Origin of the sequence: Paraburkholderia tropica, assembly GCF_914484835.1 — a bacterium.
GTDB lineage: Bacteria > Pseudomonadota > Gammaproteobacteria > Burkholderiales > Burkholderiaceae > Paraburkholderia > Paraburkholderia tropica_A.
In genome coordinates this window covers 111,740-133,932 of the sequence record NZ_CAJZAR010000067.1, presented here as the reverse complement: position 1 = coordinate 133,932, position 22,193 = coordinate 111,740, and the positions used below count along the sequence as shown (strand labels likewise).

Here is a 22,193-nt window from a genome sequence, read left to right as displayed (position 1 = left end):
GTCGAGCGCCACGGCGGCGAGCGCGCCCGCGACGGCCTCGGCGGCCACCGCCGCTTCCGCGCCGCTCACCGATGCACTGCGCTCGAACGGCCTCGTCCTGCAACTCGCCGATCACGCCGCGCATAGCGTGCGGCTCATCAGCGAGCGGCTCGCGCACGCGCGCACGGCGCTGTTCGACACCGGGTCCGCGCGCGGCTGGTGGCGCGAACGCCTGAGCACGCCCGAGGGCCATGCGATGCTGCTCGGACTGCTGCGCGTGCTGCTGCTCACGCTCGTGCCCGCGCTGGCGATCGAGGCGCTGCTGCGACGCGCGCTCGCCAAGCCGCATCGCTCGATCGTCGCGCACGCCGCCGCCACGCTCGACGACTCCGTCGACGCCAGCGCGCCCGTCGCCGCGCCGCCAGCGCAACCGCAGACGCCGGAAGCGACCGGCACGGCCACCGCGCTCAAAGCCGAGACGCCATCCGGCGACGACGACGATGCCCTGCGCGCCGCCGCCGGCATGGAAGCCGCCGACGCGCCCGCCAAGGACACAAAAACCGCCGGATCGACTTCCGGCTCCACCAGCACCACCAGCACCGCCAAAGCCACCGACGCCGATCCGAACGCCGGCCCCAACGCGAACCCGGCCGCGAATGCCGCCGCGCGCGCAACCGTGACCGCCGCCGCAGCCAGCGACGCCGCGCCCAACGAGGACCCGCTCACGCGCGCACGCGAAGCGCGCCATCGCAGCCGCGGCGCGCATCATTGGCGCCTGCTGCAACGCCTGCCCGCCGCGCTGCTCGTGACGCTGCTCGACCTCGTGCCCGTGATGGGCTTCGGCCTGATCGCAGCAGGCGTGCTCTCACTCTTTGGCGCCGACGATGCCGCGCCGGCCGCCGCTGTGGGCGAACTCGTCGACACGTGGGTGATCTGCCGCATCGTGATCGCCGTGGGCGCCCTGCTGTTCGCGCCCGACTCGGACGCGCTGCGCCTGACGCGCATGAGCGCGACGTGGGCCGCGTTCTCGCAGCGCTGGGTCGTGCGCATCGTCGTGATCGGCGGCGTGGGCGGCGCGCTCGCGGGCGCGGTGCCGCTCGGCATGACCGAGGACGCCCATCTCGCCCTCGTGAAGCTCGTCACGCTGATCGGCCATCTCGCGCTCGTCGTGATGATCCTCCAATGCCGCAAACCCGTGGCCGCGTGGCTGCGTAACGTGGCCGCGCAGCGCGGCTCGCTGGCCTGGCTCGCGCACTGGTTCGCCGACATCTGGGCCGTGGCCGCGATCTTCGTGGTCATGGCGCTCTGGTTCGTATGGGCGCTCGACCTGCGCGGCGGCTATCGCGAACTGATGCGCGCGGGCGGCCTTTCGCTCGCGGTGCTGCTGGTCGCGCGCGTGGCCGCCATCGTTGCACTAGGCGCGCTCGGACGCGTGTTCGATCCGCTCGGCAACCGCGCCGACATGACCATCTCGCAACGCCGCGCTTACCGCTACTACCCCGCCTTGCGCCGCGTGGCGATTGCCGCGCTGTGGATCGTCACGCTCGACGTGCTGCTGCACGTTTGGGGCCTACGTCCCTCGCGCCTGCTGATGAACGCGCCGATCGGCCATCTGCTCGGCTCCGCGCTGCTCACGATCGCCGTAGCCGTGGCCGTGGCGATCGTCATCTGGGAGGCCGCGAACGGTGCCGCCGAACGCCGCCTCAACGCCTGGACCGACGCCGGCGATTACGTGCGCGCCGCTCGCCTGCGCACGCTGCTGCCGATGTTCCGCACCACGCTGTTCGTCGCGATCTTCGTGATCGTGGGACTCACCGCGCTTTCGCAGCTCGGCGTGAACACCGCGCCATTGATCGCGGGCGCGAGCATCTTCGGCGTGGCGCTCGGCTTCGGCTCGCAGAAGCTCGTGCAGGACTTCATCACCGGCATCTTCCTGCTCACCGAAAACGCGATGCAGGTCGGCGACTGGGTGACCGTGGCGGGCGTCTCCGGCACGGTGGAGTTCCTCTCGATCCGCACGGTGCGCCTGCGCGGCGGCGACGGCTCGCTCTACACCGTCCCGTTCAGCTCGGTGACGACGGTCAACAACACGAACCGCGGCATCGGCAATGCAGCGGTCAAGGTGGTGATCGCGCACGGCAACGACCTGCAACGTGCGATCGACACGCTCAAGGAGATCGGCGCCTCGATCCGCGCCGACGACGCTTTCAAGAACGGCATACTCAGCGACTTCGCCTACTGGGGCGTGGATCAGGTCGACGGCGCGAGCGTCACGCTTGTCGGCCAGATCCAGTGCAAGGACTCGTCGCGCTGGGGCGTGCAGCGCGAATTCAACCGCCGCGTGCTGGCGCTGTTCACGGAGCGCGGCATCGAACTGGCGAACCCGCAGCGCAATTTCGTGATCGGCGTACCGCACGAAAGCGACGTGGAAGGCCGCGTGTTCGGCACCGGCGAGCGCGACGGCGATGACGCGCGCACGACGCCGCGCGGGAAACCGTCCTGATCCCGGAAAAGCTCACCTTTGCGTATGCACGCTCGCCGTGCGACGCGCGAGACGTGACGGGACCTCACGCAGCGGCGGGGCTTTGCGCGCGATCGCACGATGCGATTCGCGCGTGAAGCCACCGCGATGCCGTGGCTCCCGAAGAAGCTCACCTTTGCGCGCGTAGCAATGCACGCGGGGTCATCCACTGCCGGCAAGCGCCGATTGATCGTGGCGCTCACGTGCGTAGCGAATGAGCGTAACGATCTTGCGCGACTGCCGCACACATGAACCGACGTCGTGCTCGTTTAGCGTGCGGGTGAGGTCGTAGTCGGCATGGCGGCGTGCGCGCTTGAGCACGGCCAGCTCGCGCGAAACCTGAGACGCCACCGTTCGCCCGCTCACCAGCTTCGCGCCCCAGCCGGTTAACGCGTCGACAACCGCTCGATGCGATTCCGAAGACATCACCCGATCACGCGCCGGCGTGTACTCACGAGGGATGCTTGCGATACAGGCGTGAAAGGCGCCATAGTACGAACGAGAAACGGCACTCCGCCTGTCCGCTTCACTTGCGGGCTCGCACAGCAGCCGCTCTGCCGTATCGATAAACTCCTCGGGCGTCATCAGACCGTTTCCATTTCACCGAGATTGATGGCAAACGTGCTGAGCACGGAAAGGCCGCCCGTCTCTTGCAGCACCTCCGTCAACGCCTCATCCAGCTGCTCCACCTCCTCGCGCTCCCTCGCGACCTGCACCGTCACATAAACGGCCTCGTCGCCGGGACCGTCGTCGACGAATTCGCAGGCCGCGAGCGCTCGCACGCGACGCGTGGCGAGAAAACCATAAAGCGCGTCGTGCAGCGCTTCGACGACAGAGAGCGGCACCGAGTACTGATCCAGAATGGCCACCGCCTTGCGCCGATACCCCTCGGTTTCACGGTCCGTTGCGTTCGAATGTGAACTCAGCACCTGCGTGAACTCCAGCGCGCGCATCCAGCGCCCCGCCTGCCACGCCATGTCGATTGCGCCGCGCAGTGCGAGCAGACTGGACGGCTGCGCCTCCCACGCGCGCTCGGCGACTTGCGCGGCTTCGCGAAAACGGTTGCAGGCCGCGAGCGCCACGGCGAAATTGATGCCGACCTGCGCGCCGCGCTCGCAGCGCATGGCATTCGCGAACAAGGCTTCGACGGCCTCGCCGTCCCAGCGCTCGGCGGCCAGCATGCCGAGCGTTTGCCACGCGAGCGCCGGATGCGCGTCCATGCTTTCCTTCGCGATGCGCTCGAGGCGCTTGCGCGTGGCCGTGTCGAGATCGCCCGCGTCTTCGTCGAGATGCGCGCAGATCTGGTTGAACGCCGCCGTGACCGCTTCCGCGGAAAGTGTCTTTCGATCCGTCGACATAATTCAGTTCTCCCTTCCGATGACCGCAAAAAATGCAACCGATACGATGCCAAATCGAGGCTAAATCGAGGCCAATCTGGCGTGCGAGATAACGTACGCCGTGCAGCGCACGCGTCGAAAAAATACTAGCAGCGGAGAATCGGTGTTTCTTTGAGGTTCGTACTGCGAAGCTGTCGATGGGACGAAAAAAACGCTGCGGACAACGGCACAATGAGCCATCGTCCACAGCGTTTTTTAACCGGAGGAGCGCCGCGTGCGCTGCGTGCCTTGCGTCCTTTAAGCTTCCACGTCTTCGAGACTGAAAATTTCCGACTGGTCGTTATACGAGAAGATCTCGCCGTAACGGCCCCAGTCGATCACCGTGTCCAGCGTTTCTTCTGCGGCCGTGTCCGAGAGGAAATCCTCCAGTTCCTGCTCGAAACGCACGCGCGGCGCGCGGTGGCCCGGGCGTTCGTTGAGCACCTTCTTGATCCGCGCCGCGAGCGGCACGTTGCGCAGCAGGTGATCGGCGAACATGAGCTTGCGCGCCTGCGTGCCCATCTCGGCAAACACGCGCGCGGGCGGCGTGAGCAACAGGTCGCCGTCGCGCACATCGGCAAAACCCAGCAATTGCAGCATTTCCGCAATCGGGAACAGGTCGTCCACTTCGAGATGCAGCGAGCGCGCGATTTCCGGCATGTCGGCGCGGCCATGGTACGGCGCGGCCGCCAGCGTTTCGATCAGACCGGCCATCAGGTTCGTCGAAACGTCGGGCAAACGGCTGCCCACTTCGAGACGGCGCGTGGTGGTTTCGGCCGCGTCGCGCGCGGTCATCTTCGCGTAGATCTCGTCCACGAGCTTGCGGAACGCCGGGTCCAGGCGATTGCGCGGGTGCTTGAACGGCACCTTGATTTCGGCCACCACGCGTCCCGGATTCGACGAGAGCACGAGAATGCGGTCGCACATGAACACCGCTTCTTCGATGTTGTGCGTGACGATCAGCATCGACTTGATCGGCATGCGGCCCTGCGTCCAGAGATCGAGCAGGTCGGTACGCAGCGTCTCGGCCGTCAGCACGTCGAGCGCGGAAAACGGCTCGTCCATCAGCAGCAGCGCCGGGTCGACCACGAGCGCGCGCGCGAAGCCCACGCGCTGACGCATGCCGCCCGAGAGTTCGCGCGGGTAGGCGTTTTCGAAGCCGTCCAGACCGATCAGGTCGATGGCGGCCAGCGCGCGTTCGCGGCGCTCGCGCGCGGGCACGCCCTGCGCTTCGAGACCGGCTTCCACGTTCTGCAGCACCGTGAGCCACGGAAACAGCGCGAAGGTCTGAAACACCATCGAGACGCCCTTCGCCGGGCCTTCGAGCGGCTTGCCGAGCCAGTTCACCTCGCCCGCGCTCGCTTCGATGAGGCCCGAGATGATGCGCAGCAGCGTCGATTTACCCGAGCCCGAACGGCCGAGCAGCCCGACGATTTCGCCTTCGCGCAGCGAGAGATTGACGTCGTCGAGCACGAGGCGCTCGTCGTCTTTCTTCGCGAAACCGCGCGACATGTGCTTGACGGAAAGCACTTCCTCGCCAAGCGTGGGCCGCACGGGCAGCAGGTCGGATGAGACGATTTTCGGATTCAGCATGATGTTTTACTCCATCTCAATCGAGCCGCAGCCGGGACTCGGCGTAGGTGTACAGCGGACGCCAGAGCACGCGATTGAACAGCGTCACGAACAGGGACATCATCGCGATGCCCAGAATGATCTTTGGAAAATCGCCGGCGGCGGTCATCTGCGCGATGTAGGCGCCAAGGCCGTGCGCTTCGAGTCGCGTATCGCCCCATTGCACGTATTCAGCAACGATGCTCGCATTCCACGCGCCGCCCGAGGCCGTGATCGCGCCCGTGATGTAGTACGGGAAAATGCCCGGCAGGATCGCCTGACGCCACCACTGCCAGCCGCGAATGCGGAAATTCTTCGCCGCTTCCTTGTAGTCGTTCGGATAGGCGCTCGCACCCGCGATCACGTTGAACAGGATGTACCACTGCGTGCCGAGCACGATCAGCGGCGAGAGCCAGATGTCCGGGTTCAGGTGGAAACGCACGATCACGATCACGAAGACCGGGAACAGCAGGTTTGCCGGGAACGCCGCGAGAAACTGCGCGAGCGGCTGGAACTTTTCCGCGAGCGCTGGGCGCAGACCGATCAGCACACCGAGCGGCACCCAGATTACCGAGGCAATCGCGATCAGCAACATCACGCGCAGCAGCGTGATGAGGCCGAGCACGAGCACATGGCCCACTTCGTCGAGCGAGACGCCGGTGCGCACGTAAGCCACCACGCGCCAGACCACGAACAGCGTGAGCGCGATCACGCACACGGCCCAGATGGCGTCGCCGACACGCGAACGCTTGCTGAGCGTGAGGTTCACGGCGGGCATCGCCTTCGGCAGTTGCACGCGGAACGGAATGCGCGCGAGCGTCGCGAGCAGGAAGCCCATCGGCACCAGCAGGCGGTGAATCAGATGCGTGCGGCGGATCAGGTCGAGCAGCCAGGACTCGGGCGCGTCGCCGGAACTGGTGTTTTCCATACGGAACTTGTCGGCCCACGCGACGAGCGGACGGAACAACAATTGATCGTAGGCGAGGATCACGACCGTCATCGTCAGGATCACCCAACCGATGGCGTGCAGATTCTTTTCGGAAATCGCCTGCGCCAGATACGCGCCGATGCCCGGCAGCGTGATCGTGTTGTTGCCGACCGTGATCGCTTCGGAGGCCACGACGAAGAACCAGCCACCCGACATCGACATCATCATGTTCCAGATGAGGCCCGGCATCGAGAACGGCACTTCGAGTTTCCAGAAGCGTTGCCAGCCGGTCAGATGGAAACCCTTCGACACTTCATCGAGATCGCGCGGCACGGTGCGCAGCGACTGATAGAAGCTGAACGTCATGTTCCACGCCTGGCTCGTGAAAATCGCGAAGATCGCCGCGAGTTCGGCACCGAGCACGCGCGAGGGAAACAGCGCGAGGAAAAACGTGACCGTGAACGAGATGTAGCCCAGCACCGGCACCGACTGAAGAATGTCGAGAATCGGCACCAGCACGAGTCCGGCGCGGCGGCTTTTCGCGGCAAGCGTGCCGTACACGAGCGTGAAGATCAGCGAGGCGATCATCGCCGCCAGCATGCGCAGCGTCGTGCGCATCGCGTACTCGGGCAGGTTCGACGCGTCGAGCGAAATCGGCTGCGCCTTGAGCGTGGCGATCGGCGCCATCGTCTCGTGGAAGCCCACGGCTGCCATCGCGATCAGGCAGATGATGAGCGGGAACGCCACGAAGTCCCAGCGGTTGGGCAGCACGCGCCACGCCGAGGCGTTGGCCGTACGGTTCAGGTTGAATCTGAACTCCATTAGCGGCCTCCCAGGGCGATGGCATGCGCGACGCCGCGTGCGCGCGCAGCGCGGCGAGTTGTTCGCATGGAGCGGTTGATCTGATTCATGTCTTGATGCACCGGCGATCTGGATGATGCGCGGCCCGTGCGTCGAGCGCGCCGCCATGCGGGCGGCAGCGCGTTCGGGCGGGGCCGTTCTTTCTTGTCCTAACTTGGGTCAGCCCCGGTCAACCTCGCCCCGACGCGCGGAACACGCGCGCGCGCAAGTCGCGCCAGCGCGCGGCAAGGCGGGACGGCGCGCAAGGCGGCGTGCCGCTCGGGCGCTCGAGGGCGCCGAGCTGGTCGGGATGAAGGGTGTGCAGCGTTTGCGGCAGGTGCGGCAGAAGAAGGCCGAAGTTCATGCTGGATCTCCTCACGTCGCGCTCGGGGAGCGGACGCGGTTGCGAGGAAAGCCAGCAGACCCGGCTGCGCGCGGCGTACGCGCGTCAGCGGCTCACGTCTGCGCGCTTTCCTCAGGGAACGAAAAAAGGAAGCGGCATAACGGATAACTGTCACTGTCGGACATCGGAACTCCTTATCGTCACGGCGGCGCGCTGGAAACCGGTCCCAGGCGGCGCATGTGGCGGTCCGCGCGTCGCGCGACGGCCGCAAGGCGGACGATCGGCGTGACGAACGGACCGTGCCGCGAGCGAACAGGGCTCACGGCGCGATATCGGCCTGGCGCGCTGCGCATACGACGCTGCGGCGCCTGGTCGACGCTAAAAAGAGTGCACGAGAATGTACTGCTGGACGCGCACCATCTGCCTGGCTGGCAAGACGGCGGCTGAGAGAAAAGGGAGCGCGGACGTCCTGCCGGTCAGGCAGCGAAACTGTTCGAAGATCGACTACTGCTACTGTCCAAGGCGTCAGCCCCTTTTGTTAAGACGGGCGAATTTTAGTCACGCACGCTGTCGGAAGTCAACACGATTCGCGCCGCGCGTCAAATCCCGTGCCAATGCCGCCACAACGCCGCCAGACGGCGCATTGAGCGCGATGGCGGTGGATGCTCCGATTCGCGCTGTTGTCGCCGCGATTGTCGCTTTCATTACCCTGACACGCGGCAGGGTCGATCGGGGTCTGAACGCTGCGATATCGCTGCGTCGCGACTGCTTGTTGCGGCAGCGCTTCAATCGCACGGGGCCATACCCGGGTCAACGTCGACTCCGAAAGCCGTATCCGCAACCCGCGTGCCCGCGAATTTCGTCACGCGCGCTTGCGCGCCTGCCCGGTCTCGCCCGCGCGCATGCGCTCGAGACGCTCGCTCGCATCGGTCAGCACCCACATCGGCGCGCTTTGCAGCTGCACGTCGTAGACGCTGATGACCGCGCGCACCGCCTCGAATTGCGTCTCGTCGAGACGCCATTCGCCCTGCGCGCCGCCGCGCGTGAAGCACGCGATGATCGCTTCGTCGGCGGGGCCGACCTGTTCGGGCGTCAGGTCGCCGTAACCGGCGTCCGTAATCGATTGCGCGAGCACGTGTGCATGCAGGAGCGCCTGGGCGTCATGCTGGGAGCCGCCCGCGCGCAACGCGGCCAGCGCCAGATGCACCTGGAGCGCGAGTTCATCCGCGCTGGCGCGCGGCATCGGCAGCAACTCGGTCTTGGCCTTGTGGCGTCGAGCGCGCGTGGCCTGGAGGTGTTGCGCCGGAAAAGGGATCGTCTTGGCCATGTCACAGGAAAGAATCGGTTCAGGTGCAATAACGGCACGCTGCGCCCAAGGTTGAGCGTCGATTTGCGGCGAGGATGTAACTAAAGGTGTCCGCGGCGGCGCGAACGTGCGGGAATGCGTGCCGATCTGCGCCGATGTGCGGGGTTTGGAGGTCAGCGCTCGTCGCCGCTGGCGCGGCGTGCGGCCATGAAGGCCTCGACGTGGCGGATCGCCGCCTCGCACTGATCGAGTGTCAGATGGTGGATCGACGGATTGGGCAAATCGAAGCCCAGCTCCTCGGCGAGCCAGCGCAGCGCGCGGCCGCGCGCCTCGAAGATATTGACCTTGTCGCGCCGCACTTTGGCCGCGACGAGCGGTTCGAGCGCGTCGTGCAGACGGCTCTTGGCGTCGCGCAGCGCGCCGTTGGCGAGACGGCCGAGCGGCACGTTGCGCGTGCTACGCGCGGGCACGCCGATCCACGCTTCGCACGCGGGGCAGACCCAGAGCGTGCCGTGATCGTCGCGATACGGATAGGCTTCGTCGCCGAAACGCGCGAGCAGCGCCTTCGCGCCGCAGTAGTCGCAGAGCGGCTGCGGCAGCGCCTTGACCGGACGGCCTACGCGCATGGCGTGCTCCGGAAGGCGGACGTCGACGTTAGCTGGCGGGATGACTGGGACATGCTGGTGCTGATTGGGTTGTGGCCTGGCTTTGGCCAGACAGAGCTGGGCGTGGCGGCGCGGGTGCGCTTCCTTTCACTTCGGCCCAAGGATACCGGGAATCGGCGAGTTTGCCTGGTGTCGGCGTGGCGAAACAGGTCGAAAAACGGTCGAAACGTGCCCAAAACAGGCCCAAATCCGCCCCGAATGCTGCGGATGAGACAGGATGACGCGGCAAACGACGCGGATCACGCCAGCATTCCTTCATCGCCAAGACGTCCGAAGCCGCGCACGACAGTTAGTTGCGACGATCGCCGTTAGTTGCCGCCGTTAGTTGCCGCCGTTAGTTGCCGCCGTTAGTTGCCGCCGTTAGTTGCCACCGTCAGTCGCCGCCGTTAGTCGCTGCCGTTAGTTGCCACCATCGGTCGCCGCCGTTAGTTGCCACCCTCAGCCACTCACCCCGCCGCGCTCGCCGTCGCGGGCGCGTCCTCGCGCTCTAGCGAACGCGTATCCCGCAGTGCGGGAAAGAGCTTCATCCACAGCAGCGCCACGCCGATGGTCGCCACGCCGCCCACCAGCACCGCGGGCTGCGCGCCCCACCAGCCGGCGGTCAGGCCCGACTCGAATTCGCCGAGCTGATTAGAGGTGCCGATAAACAGCGAGTTGACCGCGCTCACACGGCCAAGCTTTTCGTCGGGCGTGCGCAACTGCACGAGCGACGTCCGCACGACCACGCTCACGACGTCCGACGCACCGAGCACCGCTAGCGCGATCAGCGAAACGACCACGTTATGCGACAGCCCGAACACGATCGTCGCGCAGCCGAACACGATCACGCCGCCGAACATCGAGAGCCCCGGGCGTCGGCGCAACGGAAAGTGCGCGAGCCAGATCGTCCCGGCGAGCGCGCCCGCTGCCGTCGCCGAGCGCAGCAGCCCCAGTTCGAGCGGCCCCGCGTGCAGGATGTCGCGCGCGAACACCGGCAGCAACGCGGTCGCGCCGCCGAACAGCACCGCAAACAGGTCCAGCGACAGCGCGCCCAGAATCACCGGCTGCGAGCGGATGAACGCGATGCCCGAAAACACCGACTCCAGCGTCACCGGCGCGCGCGACGGCGGCCGCGCCTTGAGCGGAATCGCCGCCGAAAGCATCGCCGCGATCGCGAACGACACCGCGCAGGCCAGGAAGGCCGGCCCCGCGCCGAGTCCGTAGAGCAGGCCGCCGAGCGCCGGTCCGACGATCTGCGCGGTCTGCGTCGCCGAGGTCGACCACGCGGTCGCGTTCGGCAGTTGCGCGCGCGGCACGACGCCCGGCAGCAGCGACGAGATGGCCGGCGACTCGAACGCGCGCGCCGCGCCCACGCAGGCCGCCAGCACGTAGATCATCGGCGCGCTGAGCCAGCCGCCGAAGGTGCCGCACGCGAACGTCAGCGCGGCCACGCACTCGATGCTCTGGCACACGGCGGCGATGCGCCGGCGGTCGTAACGATCGGCGACATGGCCGACGACGAGCGTCAGCAGGAACATCGGCAAAAATTGCGCGAGACCGAGCAGGCCAAGCGCGAACGCACTCTTGGTGAGCGCGTAAATGTGCCAGCCCATCGCGACGGCCAGCATCTGAAACGACATCGAGCCGAGCACGCGGGCGCCCCAGAAACGCTGGAAACCGCGATTGCGCGCGATGCTCTGCGGCACGTCGCCGGGAGCGGAAGAAGGTGTGTTCATGGACGGCGGAAGGCGGAAAGGGCGCGGCCGAGGCCACGGCGGCGCGTATTTGCGGCGCGCAGGCGTCGCGTAAAGCGCCTGATTCTAGTCGATCGGGCGCCGCGTCGCCGGCGCGCCACGGATTCATGCGCGTGGGCGATTATCGGCACCGATATATACATTAGAATATAACGATACCGCCAGCGATCCTTGCCGGGATCCGCGCGGCGACGATTTCCGCAGATGACACGAGGTGGGTAAGTGAGCAGTCGGCCACGGATGATGAATGCAGTTGCGCGCCCCGCGCCGCCGCGCGTGACGGCGACGATCACGGCGCTGCGCCCGGCGTCGGGCCATGAGCGCGCCGAGCGCATCCGCGATGTGATCGACGCGTTCCGGCGTCTGCGCGAGAGCGTCGAGCGCTTCAACCGCTCGCTCGCGCCGGACGCCGACGCAGCGTCCGCCAGCGCCGACTCCGCCACTTCGCTGCAACCGCTGCTGAGCTCGCTCGCGCGCCGCGCCGAACTCGCGGGCTTCGCGCGTCAGCGCGAACTCAAGCGCGCGATCCGCGACGCGCGCCAACTCGACAAGACCCGCGACGCGCTGTTCTCCGATGCCTTCTGCCTCGATACCGAGGCCATGCGCGCGACGGCTGCCGAGCTGGAGCGCATCGATACGGCGCTGGTTTCGCTGTGCGTCGAGCACGTGATGGCGCGCCATGCGCAGCGCGCGGAAGGCGCGGACGGCTGGGCCCGCGCGCCTCAAGTCGCGCGCGCGACGACTTCGCCGCGACGCGCCGCAAAACCGCCCAAAACCGAAGCCGACGCACCGTCCGAGCCCGTAACCGAACACCGCGACGCGGCCTGAAGCACGCCGCCGAGCCGCAACCGAAGCCCCAAAACGCAGGCTCCGTCGTCGTCCAGGTGCCTCGACGGACACCGCTATATTCCGTGATATATTGCGCTGACGGTGCGCGCCCGACCGTTGCGCGTTCCCAACCGGACAGAGGTCACCATGCACGCACCGCCGTTTCGCCTCGCCCGCACGCCGGGCACCGCGACGCCGGACGAGGCGCCGCATCTGCGCGCCTTCGCCCCATCCGCCGACTGCTGCGGCCCTTCGCAGGACGAACTCGACCGCTCGCATCGACGCACGCGCCTGGCCGAACTCGACGCGCATCTGCACTGCTCGATCATCGGCACCTGTCTTTCGACGCATGAACTGCGCAAGCTCGTGCCGAAGTTCGCGCCGCTCGACTCGCGCCACGCAAGCGATCTGGAGATCCATCACACGGCCGTCGAACTGGCGATCCAGGGCGGCGCGGGCGGCAAGGCGCTGCAAAAGGCGCTCGACACGCGCTATGCGGGCGCGCTGCGTCGCTTTGCGGGCGCGCGCGACGCCGACGCCGTGCTCGCGCTCTGGAACGAGTCGCGCGCCAACGGCGACATCCCGCCCGCCTATTGGGCGCTGATGAGCCATCCGGCCACGACGATGGAAGTGCGCCAGGCCGCGTTCGGCGAGCTGCACATGCTCTCGCATCTGGTGGGCGCGGCGAATCGCGCCGATCTGCGCCGCCTCGTCGCGCTCGAAGCGGACAACGCCGAACTGCACGCGAAGATCGAACGCCAGCAAACGCGTCTGCACGAAATGAGCCGCGAGCGCGACAGTGCGCGCGATGCGCTCGCCGAGCAAACGGCGCGCAACGCGGCTCCGCGCGTCGAACGCGACGCGTCCGCGCTGCATACGCAAAACGCCGCCTTGCAGGCCGCACTGGCCGCTCGCGACGCGCGCCTTGCGCTCGAAACGAGCCGCCGCGAAGCCGCTGAACAACGCGCCAACGCCGACGAAACCGCGCTGCACGCGCTGCGCACGCAACTGGACGACGCCCTCGCGCTAATCGATACGCTGCGCGCCGAAACGCAGGCACTGGAAGACGCCGCTCACCCCGACGACGACGATGACGATGACGACAACAGCGGCAAGGCCCGCGCCCTGCCGCGCGACGCGCTCAAGAACCGTCGCATCGTCTATGTGGGCGGACGGCCGGGATCGAATCACGCGCTGCGGCGCTGGGTGGCCGCGGCGGGCGGCGAACTGACGGTGCACGACGGCGGTATCGAGGACCGCAAAGGTCTGCTCGCGGCGGCGCTCGCGGGCGCGGATCTCGCGGTGTTTCCGGTCGACTGCATCGACCACGATTCGATGAACACGCTCAAGCGCGTGTGCGAGCGGCATCAGGTGACGTATCACCCGCTGCGCACCGCGAGTCTCGCGAGCTTCGTCGAACTCATTACGCGCCTGCATACGAACGCGGCGCCCACGCTCACCGCCGTGCCGGTGTCGCGCTTCTGCCTGCGGCACGGTTGATACGCGCCAGCGGCGCGTTCGTTTAGCCCTTCACGAGCTTCTTGAGCGCGGCGATCTCGGTCGCGCAGGCAGCAGCCGCGCGCGCTTCGATACCGCGATAAAGGCGGATGATTTCCTCGCCGACCGGCGTGAGCATGCTGCCGCCGCCGCTCTGGCCGCCATGCTCCGAAACCGTGGCCGGCGATTCGAGCGCGCGGTTCAATTCATCCATGAGCAGCCACGCGCGCCGGTACGACATGTTCAGGCTGCGCGCCGCCGCCGAAATCGAACCGTGTTCGTGCACCGCTTCGAGCAACTGCACCTTGCCCGGCCCGAGCGCGATGGTGTCCGCCTGCATCACGCGCATGCGAAAACGCACCTGCGGTTCGCGACGCGCGCCGGTCTCCCCGGCAGGCGCTTGTGCCGCCATCTGCGCGGCAGTTTGCGGCTTCGCTTTCGCTGATTCGCTCGTCTTCACGGTGGATGTTACGTTCGGGTTGGCAAGGGGCGAAACGCCCGTCTGCGCGCGGTCTTTTGCGGATCTGGTCATGCGCGCAAGCATACACGATGGTTTTGCGCGCGAGCCTGGCCAAATGGCTAACGCGCGTGGCCGAAACAGAAGCCGAAATCCTCGCAGCCGGGACAACCCGGCGCGGGCCCCGGCACGTCGCCGGTCGCCAGCGCGAGTTCGCGCGCCAGCAGTTTCTTCCAGCGCAGGCCTTCGGTGTTGCGCGCGACCACGGCGGGGAAAAAACGCGCGAGCATCTGCGTGACGTCCTCGCGTCCGCTCAGGCCGAGATCGCGCCACAGATGGTCGGGACGCAGGCAGGCGTGCGCGAGGATCGACGCGAGACAGTGCGCGTCCGCGTCATCGACATCGGGCGCTGCGAGGCTGAACAGAAAGCCGCGCATCGCGTCTGCGAAGGCTGCGTGCTTTTCATCGGCGATCGCGACGCCTGCTACGTTCGCCATGTTCGCCGTCGGTTCACCCAGCACGTCCGCCAGCGAACCGGCCACGAAATGCCGCGCCGCGAGATCGGCGAATTCGGACGCGGATAAACCGAGCAGCGCGCGTTCGCCGCGCACTTCGCGCGCCGCCACGAGCCGCGCGAACAGCCACGCATCCGCCGAAGGCGCGCCGCCTGGCATGCCCGTCAAACGATCGCGGCAAGCGGCGGCGAGTCGCTCGAAATCGGGCGCTTCGTCGGGCGCTTCGTCTGCCGCCTTGTCATGCGTCGGCTCGTTCACTTCGCGCTGCGTCATGCCGCGATGCAGCCGGTGCGTTCAGCCATCCACGCCGACGATCACGCTCGACGCCTTGAACAGCGCCGAGGCCGCCTTGCCCGCCGCGAGCCCGAGGCTGTCGACGCTCTGGTTCGTGACGATGGCCGCGATCTGCGCGCCGCCCGGCGCGGCGATCACGACTTCGGCGTTCACCGCGCCCTTCGTGACCGACACGACGCTGCCCGCGATCACGTTGCGCGTGGACACCTTGCTCGCGTCGCCGTCGACCATGACGATCACCGACGAGGCTTTCACGAGCGCGAACGCGGGCTTGCCCGCCGCGAGACCCAGCGCCGCGGCGCTGCCGTGCGTGATGATGGCGACGATCTCCACCCCGCCGTCGGCTTGCAGCGTGATCTCGTCGTTGACGGCGCCGGGCTTGACGGCGGCGATCTGACCGGTGAAGTGATTGCGGGCGCTCGTGCGCATGATGGTCTCCATGTAAAGCCGCCGCGCGTCGCCAACCGTGGTCGGGCGCGCATGCGATGCGAAGGAAAATGCAAAGGGAAAGAAGGAGCCCAGTGTAGTCGTCCCGATGCCTCGCGCACAGGGGTGATACTAAAAATTGGCCGTTCGGCCAAGTATATAAACGCAGCACTCCTGTCGTAATATAGGGGCCTTTATAACGGAACGGGGTAGAACAGATGATCCGCAAGCTGATCGCATCGGTCGTGATGATGTCGGGCGTGCTCGCCGCAAGTTCGAGCGCATTCGCCGCCGATGACAACGACGTGAACGTGCTCTATGCAGGCTCGCTCGTGAACCTGATGGAGAAAAGCGTCGGTCCGGCGTTCGAGAAGGAAACGGGTCTGCATTTCAAGGGCTACGCCGCCGGTTCGAACAAGATCGCCAACGAGATCAAGGGCAAGCTGCGCCGCGGCGACGTGTTCATCAGCGCGAGCCCGAAGGTCAATGCGAGCCTGACGGGCGAAGCGAACGGCAATCATGTTTCGTGGTACGTGAATTTCGCCGAATCGCCGCTGCTGATCGGCTATAACGCGAAAAGCCGTTTCGCCAACGACTTCAAGACGAAGAAGTGGAGCGACGTGCTGCAGGAACAGGGCATTCGTCTGGGCCGCACCGATCCGAAGCTCGACCCGAAGGGCGCGTTCACCGTCGAACTCATGACGAAGGCCGCGCAGGCGTACAACCAGCCGGACCTCGTCGAGAAGACGCTGGGCACGCCGGAAAATCCCGAGCAGGTGCTGCCGGAAGAAACGCTCGTGGGCCGTCTGCAATCGGGTCAGCTCGACGCGGGCTTCTTCTACTCCACCGAAACGTCCGACCTGAAGATTCCGTCGATCCACCCGGCGCCCGAACTGAAGATCAAGGCGAACTACACGCTCACGATCCTCAACGACGCCCCCAACAACGCGGGCGCCGCGCGCTTCGTCAACTTCCTGCTGTCGGCGGAAGGCCGCAAGCTGCTCGCCGAACACGGCGTCGACGTGACGAAGCCCAGCGTGAACGGCAACGGCCAGGCGATTCCGCCGTCGGTCCAGGCCGTGATCGACGCCGCGCAGCAATGATCGCGCAATCATGACCCAACCCGTGCAGCGTGCCGCGAGGCCGCTCTGGTGGCTCGGCGCGCTGCTCGCGGTGTATCTGTGCGCGCCGTTTCTCGCCAGCATTCCGCAGATCGGCCAGGCCGACTGGAGCGGCGTCGACTGGCATCAAACCTGGTCGGCCGTCGCCGTGTCGGCGGCGAGTGCGAGCGTCGCCTCGCTCGTGATACTCGTGGGCGGCGTGCCGCTCGGTTATTGGCTCGCGCGTTCGCAGGCGCGCGGCGTGGCGCTGCTCGGCTTCGTCGTGCAGTTGCCGCTCGCCTTACCGCCGCTCACGAGCGGCGTGCTGCTGCTGTTCCTGATCGGCCCGTATAGCGGCATCGGCCAGCTGTTCAACGGCACGCTCACCGATTCGTTCACGGGCATCGTGCTCGCGGAAACCTTCGTGGCCGCGCCCTTCCTGATCGTCGCGGCGCGCTCCGCGTTCGCGGCCGTCGATCCCGTTTTCGACGACGTCGCCGCCACGCTCGGCCATCACGCCGCGAGCCGCTTCTTCCGCGTCACGCTGCCGATCGCCTGGCCCGCCATCCGCGCGGGGCTCGCGCTCGCCTGGCTGCGCGCGTTCGGCGAATTCGGCGCGACCGTGATGGTCGCGTATCACCCGTACTCGCTGCCCGTCTACACCTACGTGGTGTTCGGCGGCCAGGGCCTGCCCGCGATGATGCCGCTGCTGCTGCCCACGCTCGGCATTGCGATCGTCTGCGCGGTGCTGTCCGTCTATACGCGCGGCGCGCGCGCGACGCTCGCGGTGAGCACCGACAACGGCGACGAACTCACCGCCATCACGCCCGCCGCCGCGCCCGAGCGCGCCGATCTGCGGCTCGCATTCACCGCGCAGCGCAAGCTGGGCGCGTTCACGCTCGACGTCGCCTGGCAGCCGCACACGCGGCGGCTCGCGATCATCGGGCCGTCGGGCTCGGGCAAATCGCTCGCGCTGCGCATCGTCGCGGGACTGGAGCCGAACGACGCCGGTTCGGTCACGCTCGGCGCGACCGATCTTGGCGCGCTGCCGCCGGAGCGTCGCCAGATCGGCTACATGCCGCAGGACTACGGGCTCTTTCCGCACATGACGGTGGCGCAGCAGCTCGCATTTCCCGTCGATGCCGACGCAGCCAGTGCGCGCTACTGGCTCGCGCATCTGGGCCTCGATGCGCTCACGCAGCGTCTGCCGCGTCAGCTGTCCTTCGGCCAGCGTCAGCGCGTGGCGCTCGCACGCGCGCTGACACGGCACAGCCAGCTGCTGCTGTTCGACGAGCCGTTCGCGGCGCTCGACACGCCACGCCGCCGCCGCTTGCAGCAATCGCTGCGCGCGTTGCAGCGCGAGATCGGCGCGGTCACGGTGATCGTCACGCACGATCCCGACGAAGCCGCCCTGCTCGCCGACGAAGTGCTCGTGATCGAGCACGGCCGCGCGCTCCAGGCGGGCGCGGTCGATGCGGTGTTCGCACGGCCCGCCAGCGTGCGCGTGGCCGAACTGCTCGGACTGCACAACATCGGCGAAGGTATCGTGCGTGCGGCGGGCGAGATCGAGACGGCGTCCGGGCTGCGGCTGCGTTTCAGGAATCCTGCGGATGCGCCGCTCGCGGTGGGCGCGCGCGCGATGTGGCGCGTGTCGCCGCGTGCGCTGCGCGCCGCGCCCGATGGCCGCTACGAAGGCCGGCTCGCGGGCACCTCGCTGCGCCACGGCGACCGCTACGTGACGATCGAACTGGGCGGCGAAGCGTTCGACATCGCCGCCGACGATGCACCGCATGCAGTGCAGACTGAGGTGCTGCGTTTCGAGATCGACGAAGCGGGCGTTTCGGTTTGGGCGGCGGCGGGGTCCTGAAAAGGCTCACCTTTGGGTGAGCTTCGAGTAGGATCTAGATCGTTATCGGAGAGAAAAAGCCCTGTTTTCAGGGCTTTTTTTCGTCTGGTGAAGTTCGGAGGCGGTTGAATCTGCGGGTCCTGAAAAGGCTCACCTTAGCCGCATTCCTGTGTGCGCGCGAGTGATCGCCACCTCATGTCCGAGGTCGAACTTCGCACCCTTCGCGATCAAAAGATTCGCATCGTTTAACCTGGGACTACCAGGAAAATCTTGCGGAATACGCAGAAAAACGCGTGTTTCAGCGCCGTCCGCGTTCCCGAACGCCTCACGGTTTCACCCATGCATTCGGTGATGAACAAGTGGCTCGCTCACCTCACCGCGCGCACCTTGATCAGTGCGCGGCGCTCGGTTCCCGAAAATCCTCACCTTGAACGATTGGCGTACGCGCGATCATCGCGTCGGCGGGTTGCGCCGCATCGAATCGCTTGACCTGGGAGTCCCAGGAAATTTTCTGCCTTGTTTTACAGGCTCAAAGCGTGATTTCTTTCTGCCGTGAAGGAAACAAGGTGAGTATTGAATACGCGTGCGACATCACCTGAGCGTATCCGCGTTGGAGTGCGTAACGATTCCCCTCACTCCCGAAAACACTCACCTTTCTCTCGATTCGCACCACTCGACTCAAATCACGAATCGGCTATCGGCGTCCAGCACGCTCGGCAGCGGCACGAGATCCTTGCGCGCAAAGCGCACCAGCGAAAACGCGCGCAAGCCGGCCGGACTCGCCGGAATGTGCGCCAGCGGCACGACGATCGGCGCGCCCGCCGCACCGCCAGCACTCGGCGCGTCCGGCCCGAGCAGCACGTTCATCGGGCTCAAGCGCAGCGAGCGCATTTCGACGTTCGCGTGCTGCGCCGGATGTGCCAGCACATCGCAGATCACGCCCAGTTCGTGCTCCAGCGCGTCGGTCTTGAGTCCGAGCGCCGCGAGCGCCTGTTCGTTCGCCGCAATCTGCGCCTCCAGATGCGCGAGTTCCGTCGCGTTCGCCATCGCGCGTTCGCCAACCATCTTGTGCGTGCCCGCGCCCTGACGCGTCAGCAACTGAAGGCGCGTGCGCAGCAGCGCGCGCTCCTGTTCGAGCGCGTCGCGGCGCGTCTCGTCCGCGCTGATCTGCGCGAGGCCTTCGAGCGCGATCTGCTCGATCACGCGCTGCACGATCAGCGTGCGCAACTCGGCTTCGGTTTCGCCGCAGACGCGCACCTGATGGTCGTCGAAACTCAGAGTCGTCTGGACGACGTCCGCGTGCACCTGGTCGCCGTGCTGCGCGACGCCGAACGCGCGGCGCTCGCTCATCGCCATGCCGAGCACCGCATAGGTTTCGTTCGCGAACGGATGGCTCTCGAACCACGCATGCAGTTCGACCGAGCGGCTCAGCACGTGCGCGATCTCGTCGGGCGCGGCGAAAAACGCGTGAATATAGGGATCGTCGAGCCAGTTCGCGGCGCTCGCCTCGTGCGCGGGCGGCAGGTTGCGCACGACGTCGCTCACATAGGTGAGCGACTGCGCGAGCGGCGGCGTGAGGCGCGTGCGCCAGTCGCGCGCGAGCTTGAGCGCAGGGCTGAGTTCGCTCAGGCGCTCGGCGAGCGCGCGTGTCTGTTCGGATTGAGGGTCCGGCCGCGCAGGCTTGCGCGGCCACAGTCGGTCGAATAAACCCATGTGACGGCTCCGTAGCGCCGCGTCGGCCGGTGGGTTCGAGGTGACGCCTGGCCGGCGCGCATCGTCTTCGACTATACCGCTTCGCCGCTCGCGTCCGATCAGAAGCCGGCAACGGAATTTGTGCTCGATGTGTGCATGCGCTCCCGAAAACGCTCACCTTTGGATTTACAGCCAGACACTCAACGTTAAAAAATCCGCGAAGTAACTTGATGATATCAAGCTACAAATTGCGTTTTCGTGTCGAGTCAGTGAAGAACGGCTCCCGCAAACACTCACCTTTTGCGTTTGGCAGCGTAGAAGTCGAACAGGTGAGCATGGTGACCCGGCCGATCTCACGTTTCCTGGCACTCCCCAGGTCCAACTCCCGAACGTTCTCACCTTTGTCGGCGCATCGCGCGCCCACGCCTCCCGTATTCCCTCACCTTTGACATCGACACGCTCGCCGAAAAATCCCCGCCCAATACTTCGCATGTCGAACCATTTCTTGCGATTCGCAAGCGATCCGCCGACGCATTGCGATCCGCGTTCGACGTCATGCCTTTACGCACACGAACGCAACGCTTTCCCGGGAACACGATTTGCGCAGCGGCGCCGGCGCGTGTCGCCGTGACATCAGGACAAACCCGCGTTGCACGCGCCCCGAACGAGACAGCGCAAGCGGCGCCGCCCAGCGCCCGGGTTTTAGAGTGATTCGTTCAATTGACAGCGGCCAATGTCATGATCCAATCTTCAGCGCATAAATTATTACGAGACAGGGAGGCAGACACATGTTGGAGAGCATTGTCCGCTGCGTCGCGCTGGCCGCAGCCGCGACGCCGTTACTCGTCGCTTGCGGTGGAGGCAACGCCAGCGACCCCGCACCGGTCACGCCGGCGCAATGTTCGGGCTCGACCTGCACGAACCAGGGCGCGCCGACGAGCCAGCCGGCCGCCACGGCGCTGTGTCCGACCGACGCCGATATCGCGAAGAACACCTATCTGGGCGGCGCGGGCAGCGGTGAAGTCGTGAGCCTGAGCATCGATCCCACGAAGATGACCTACTCGCTCACCTATCTCGCCTCGCCGATTCCGGCTCAGTCGAGTTCGGTGCAGAACACGCGTGCGGGGCTCACGATCACCGGCGCGGTCCAGCATCCGCCCACCGGCGCGCTGCCGACGGCCGCGCAGATCGCCTGCGCGTTCCAGCTTCAGCAAGGCACCGGCACGCTCAACGGCAGCACCTACACCACGGCCTATAACGCCAACAATCCGCCGACCATCTACGTCGGTTACGGCGTGGCGGGCGGCGGCATTCCCGGCGCGACGGTCAATCTCGGCGGCGACAGCACCGCCGCGCTGCTGTTCCCGAACGTGCAGTCGCGCACCTTCGACTTCTATCCCTTCCTCGCCTTCTCGTCGGTCAGCACGAATATCGCGGACCTGCAAGGCAACTGGAACGCGCTGCTCTATCACATCGTGCCGACGCAGAGCTTCGCCTCGGCCGCGACCACGGCGCAGGAAACCTACGACGCAAGCGGCAATTGCAGCGTGACGAGCGGCGCGACCAACACGCAATGCGACACGGCTTCGTCGCAATGGGCCGCCGACGCCAACGGCAGCTACTTCACGAGCGCCAACGCTCCGCACATCATCACGCCCTCCTTCTCGGCGCTGGCGAACGGCGGCGCGAGCCACCTGATTCTCGGCAAGCTCAACGGCAAGATCGTGCCGGTGGTCGTGCGCACGGGCTACGTGAACGAGAACCTGCTGACGATCGCGATCGACGACGAATCGGGCATCGCGATGATGGCGCCGGCCACCACGCTGACGTCCGGCTCGTTCGACGGCAGCTACATCGGCGCCGATTCGAACTTCGCCTACACGGCCACGCTCATCAACGGCCAGACCGCCGGCTTCCTCAAGCCTTCGACGATGACGACGCAGAGCACCTTCACGCTCGATTACACGCAGACGCATCCGGGCCTGATCGGCGCAACCGACAACAACGGCAACGCGGGCAACGTGATCGCGGTCGGCGGCCTCTACGGCATCTTCCTGAACGGCGAGGAGAACGGCGGCGTGACCGCGACCTCGGCGAACAGCCAGACGAGCAACTCGCCGTATTTCGGTGTGGGCGCGCTGATCCAGCCGCAGTAGTGCTTGCCCGGCATCGGTCCGATATCAATTGATACGGATACCGAATCAATAAGCAGAAAGCTCGAACGGGGCGCAAAGGA

General features: G+C 66.6%; 18 protein-coding genes. 6 read left to right on the top strand and 12 right to left on the bottom strand.

The window, feature by feature from the left end; translation table 11 throughout:
- Positions 1–2,482, top strand: a 2,482-nt coding sequence (locus tag LDO54_RS24515; RefSeq protein WP_356791400.1) for a mechanosensitive ion channel family protein, incomplete at its 5' end; no start/stop codon positions are given.
- Between the two features lie 180 nt (positions 2,483–2,662).
- Here the strand turns inward: LDO54_RS24515 and LDO54_RS24510 are convergent.
- The 8 genes from LDO54_RS24510 to LDO54_RS24475 all read right to left on the bottom strand — a co-directional run bounded on the left by LDO54_RS24510 (position 2,663) and on the right by LDO54_RS24475 (position 11,284).
- On the bottom strand, positions 2,663–3,085 hold the full coding sequence (locus LDO54_RS24510; protein WP_224013257.1) for a hypothetical protein: 423 nt from the start codon (positions 3,083–3,085) through the stop codon (positions 2,663–2,665).
- The gene (locus LDO54_RS24505) at positions 3,085–3,858 is read right to left on the bottom strand and encodes a hypothetical protein (protein WP_224013256.1); all 774 of its coding nucleotides are present in this window, start codon (positions 3,856–3,858) and stop codon (positions 3,085–3,087) included. Before LDO54_RS24505 ends, LDO54_RS24510 begins: the two co-directional genes overlap by 1 nt.
- 276 nt (positions 3,859–4,134) lie before the next feature.
- Positions 4,135–5,469, bottom strand: coding sequence for an ABC transporter ATP-binding protein (locus LDO54_RS24500; protein WP_224013255.1), 1,335 nt, complete (start codon positions 5,467–5,469; stop codon positions 4,135–4,137).
- 16 nt (positions 5,470–5,485) lie between these two features.
- Positions 5,486–7,237 (bottom strand): ABC transporter permease, encoded by a 1,752-nt coding sequence (locus LDO54_RS24495; RefSeq protein ID WP_224013254.1) that lies wholly within the window; start codon positions 7,235–7,237, stop codon positions 5,486–5,488.
- A 208-nt stretch (positions 7,238–7,445) separates the two neighbouring features.
- Positions 7,446–7,619, bottom strand: a complete 174-nt coding sequence (locus LDO54_RS24490) for a hypothetical protein (RefSeq protein ID WP_224013253.1) — start codon at positions 7,617–7,619, stop codon at positions 7,446–7,448.
- Between the two features lie 841 nt (positions 7,620–8,460).
- A complete protein-coding gene (locus tag LDO54_RS24485; protein ID WP_224013252.1) occupies positions 8,461–8,925 on the bottom strand; it encodes a hypothetical protein in 465 nt (154 codons plus the stop codon).
- Positions 8,926–9,077: 152 nt separating this feature from the next.
- On the bottom strand, positions 9,078–9,530 hold the full coding sequence (locus LDO54_RS24480) for a zinc-finger-containing protein (protein ID WP_224013251.1): 453 nt from the start codon (positions 9,528–9,530) through the stop codon (positions 9,078–9,080).
- A gap of 485 nt (positions 9,531–10,015) precedes the next feature.
- The gene (locus tag LDO54_RS24475) at positions 10,016–11,284 is read right to left on the bottom strand and encodes an MFS transporter (RefSeq protein WP_224013250.1); all 1,269 of its coding nucleotides are present in this window, start codon (positions 11,282–11,284) and stop codon (positions 10,016–10,018) included.
- 258 nt (positions 11,285–11,542) lie between these two features.
- Here LDO54_RS24475 and LDO54_RS24470 point away from each other — a divergent pair, with 258 nt between their 5' ends.
- On the top strand, positions 11,543–12,130 hold the full coding sequence (locus LDO54_RS24470) for a hypothetical protein (protein WP_224013249.1): 588 nt from the start codon (positions 11,543–11,545) through the stop codon (positions 12,128–12,130).
- A 147-nt stretch (positions 12,131–12,277) separates the two neighbouring features.
- On the top strand, positions 12,278–13,630 hold the full coding sequence (locus LDO54_RS24465; RefSeq protein ID WP_224013248.1) for a DUF2325 domain-containing protein: 1,353 nt from the start codon (positions 12,278–12,280) through the stop codon (positions 13,628–13,630).
- Positions 13,631–13,652: 22 nt separating this feature from the next.
- On the opposite strand, the gene LDO54_RS24460 is transcribed toward LDO54_RS24465, so the two are convergent.
- The 3 genes from LDO54_RS24460 to LDO54_RS24450 form a co-directional block, all read right to left on the bottom strand.
- Positions 13,653–14,039: a winged helix-turn-helix domain-containing protein gene (locus LDO54_RS24460; protein ID WP_224013264.1), complete on the bottom strand. Its 387-nt coding sequence runs from the start codon at positions 14,037–14,039 to the stop codon at positions 13,653–13,655.
- Between the two features lie 167 nt (positions 14,040–14,206).
- Positions 14,207–14,872, bottom strand: a complete 666-nt coding sequence (locus LDO54_RS24455) for a nitrogen fixation protein NifQ (RefSeq protein ID WP_224013247.1) — start codon at positions 14,870–14,872, stop codon at positions 14,207–14,209.
- A 21-nt stretch (positions 14,873–14,893) separates the two neighbouring features.
- A complete protein-coding gene (locus LDO54_RS24450) occupies positions 14,894–15,322 on the bottom strand; it encodes a TOBE domain-containing protein (protein WP_224013246.1) in 429 nt (142 codons plus the stop codon).
- Positions 15,323–15,537: 215 nt separating this feature from the next.
- Here LDO54_RS24450 and LDO54_RS24445 point away from each other — a divergent pair, with 215 nt between their 5' ends.
- Positions 15,538–16,422, top strand: a complete 885-nt coding sequence (locus LDO54_RS24445; protein WP_224013245.1) for an extracellular solute-binding protein — start codon at positions 15,538–15,540, stop codon at positions 16,420–16,422.
- 10 nt (positions 16,423–16,432) lie between these two features.
- Positions 16,433–18,286 carry an ABC transporter ATP-binding protein/permease gene (locus LDO54_RS24440; RefSeq protein ID WP_224013244.1) on the top strand — a complete coding sequence of 618 codons (1,854 nt, stop codon included), beginning with the start codon at positions 16,433–16,435 and terminating at the stop codon, positions 18,284–18,286.
- A gap of 657 nt (positions 18,287–18,943) precedes the next feature.
- Here LDO54_RS24440 and LDO54_RS24435 read toward each other — a convergent pair.
- Entirely contained in the window at positions 18,944–19,978 is a 1,035-nt protein-coding gene (locus LDO54_RS24435; protein WP_224013243.1) for a hypothetical protein, read from the bottom strand.
- 767 nt (positions 19,979–20,745) lie between these two features.
- On the opposite strand from LDO54_RS24435, the gene LDO54_RS24430 reads away from it, so the two are divergent.
- Positions 20,746–22,113: a DUF2957 domain-containing protein gene (locus LDO54_RS24430; protein WP_224013242.1), complete on the top strand. Its 1,368-nt coding sequence runs from the start codon at positions 20,746–20,748 to the stop codon at positions 22,111–22,113.
- Positions 22,114–22,193 lie beyond the last annotated feature (80 nt).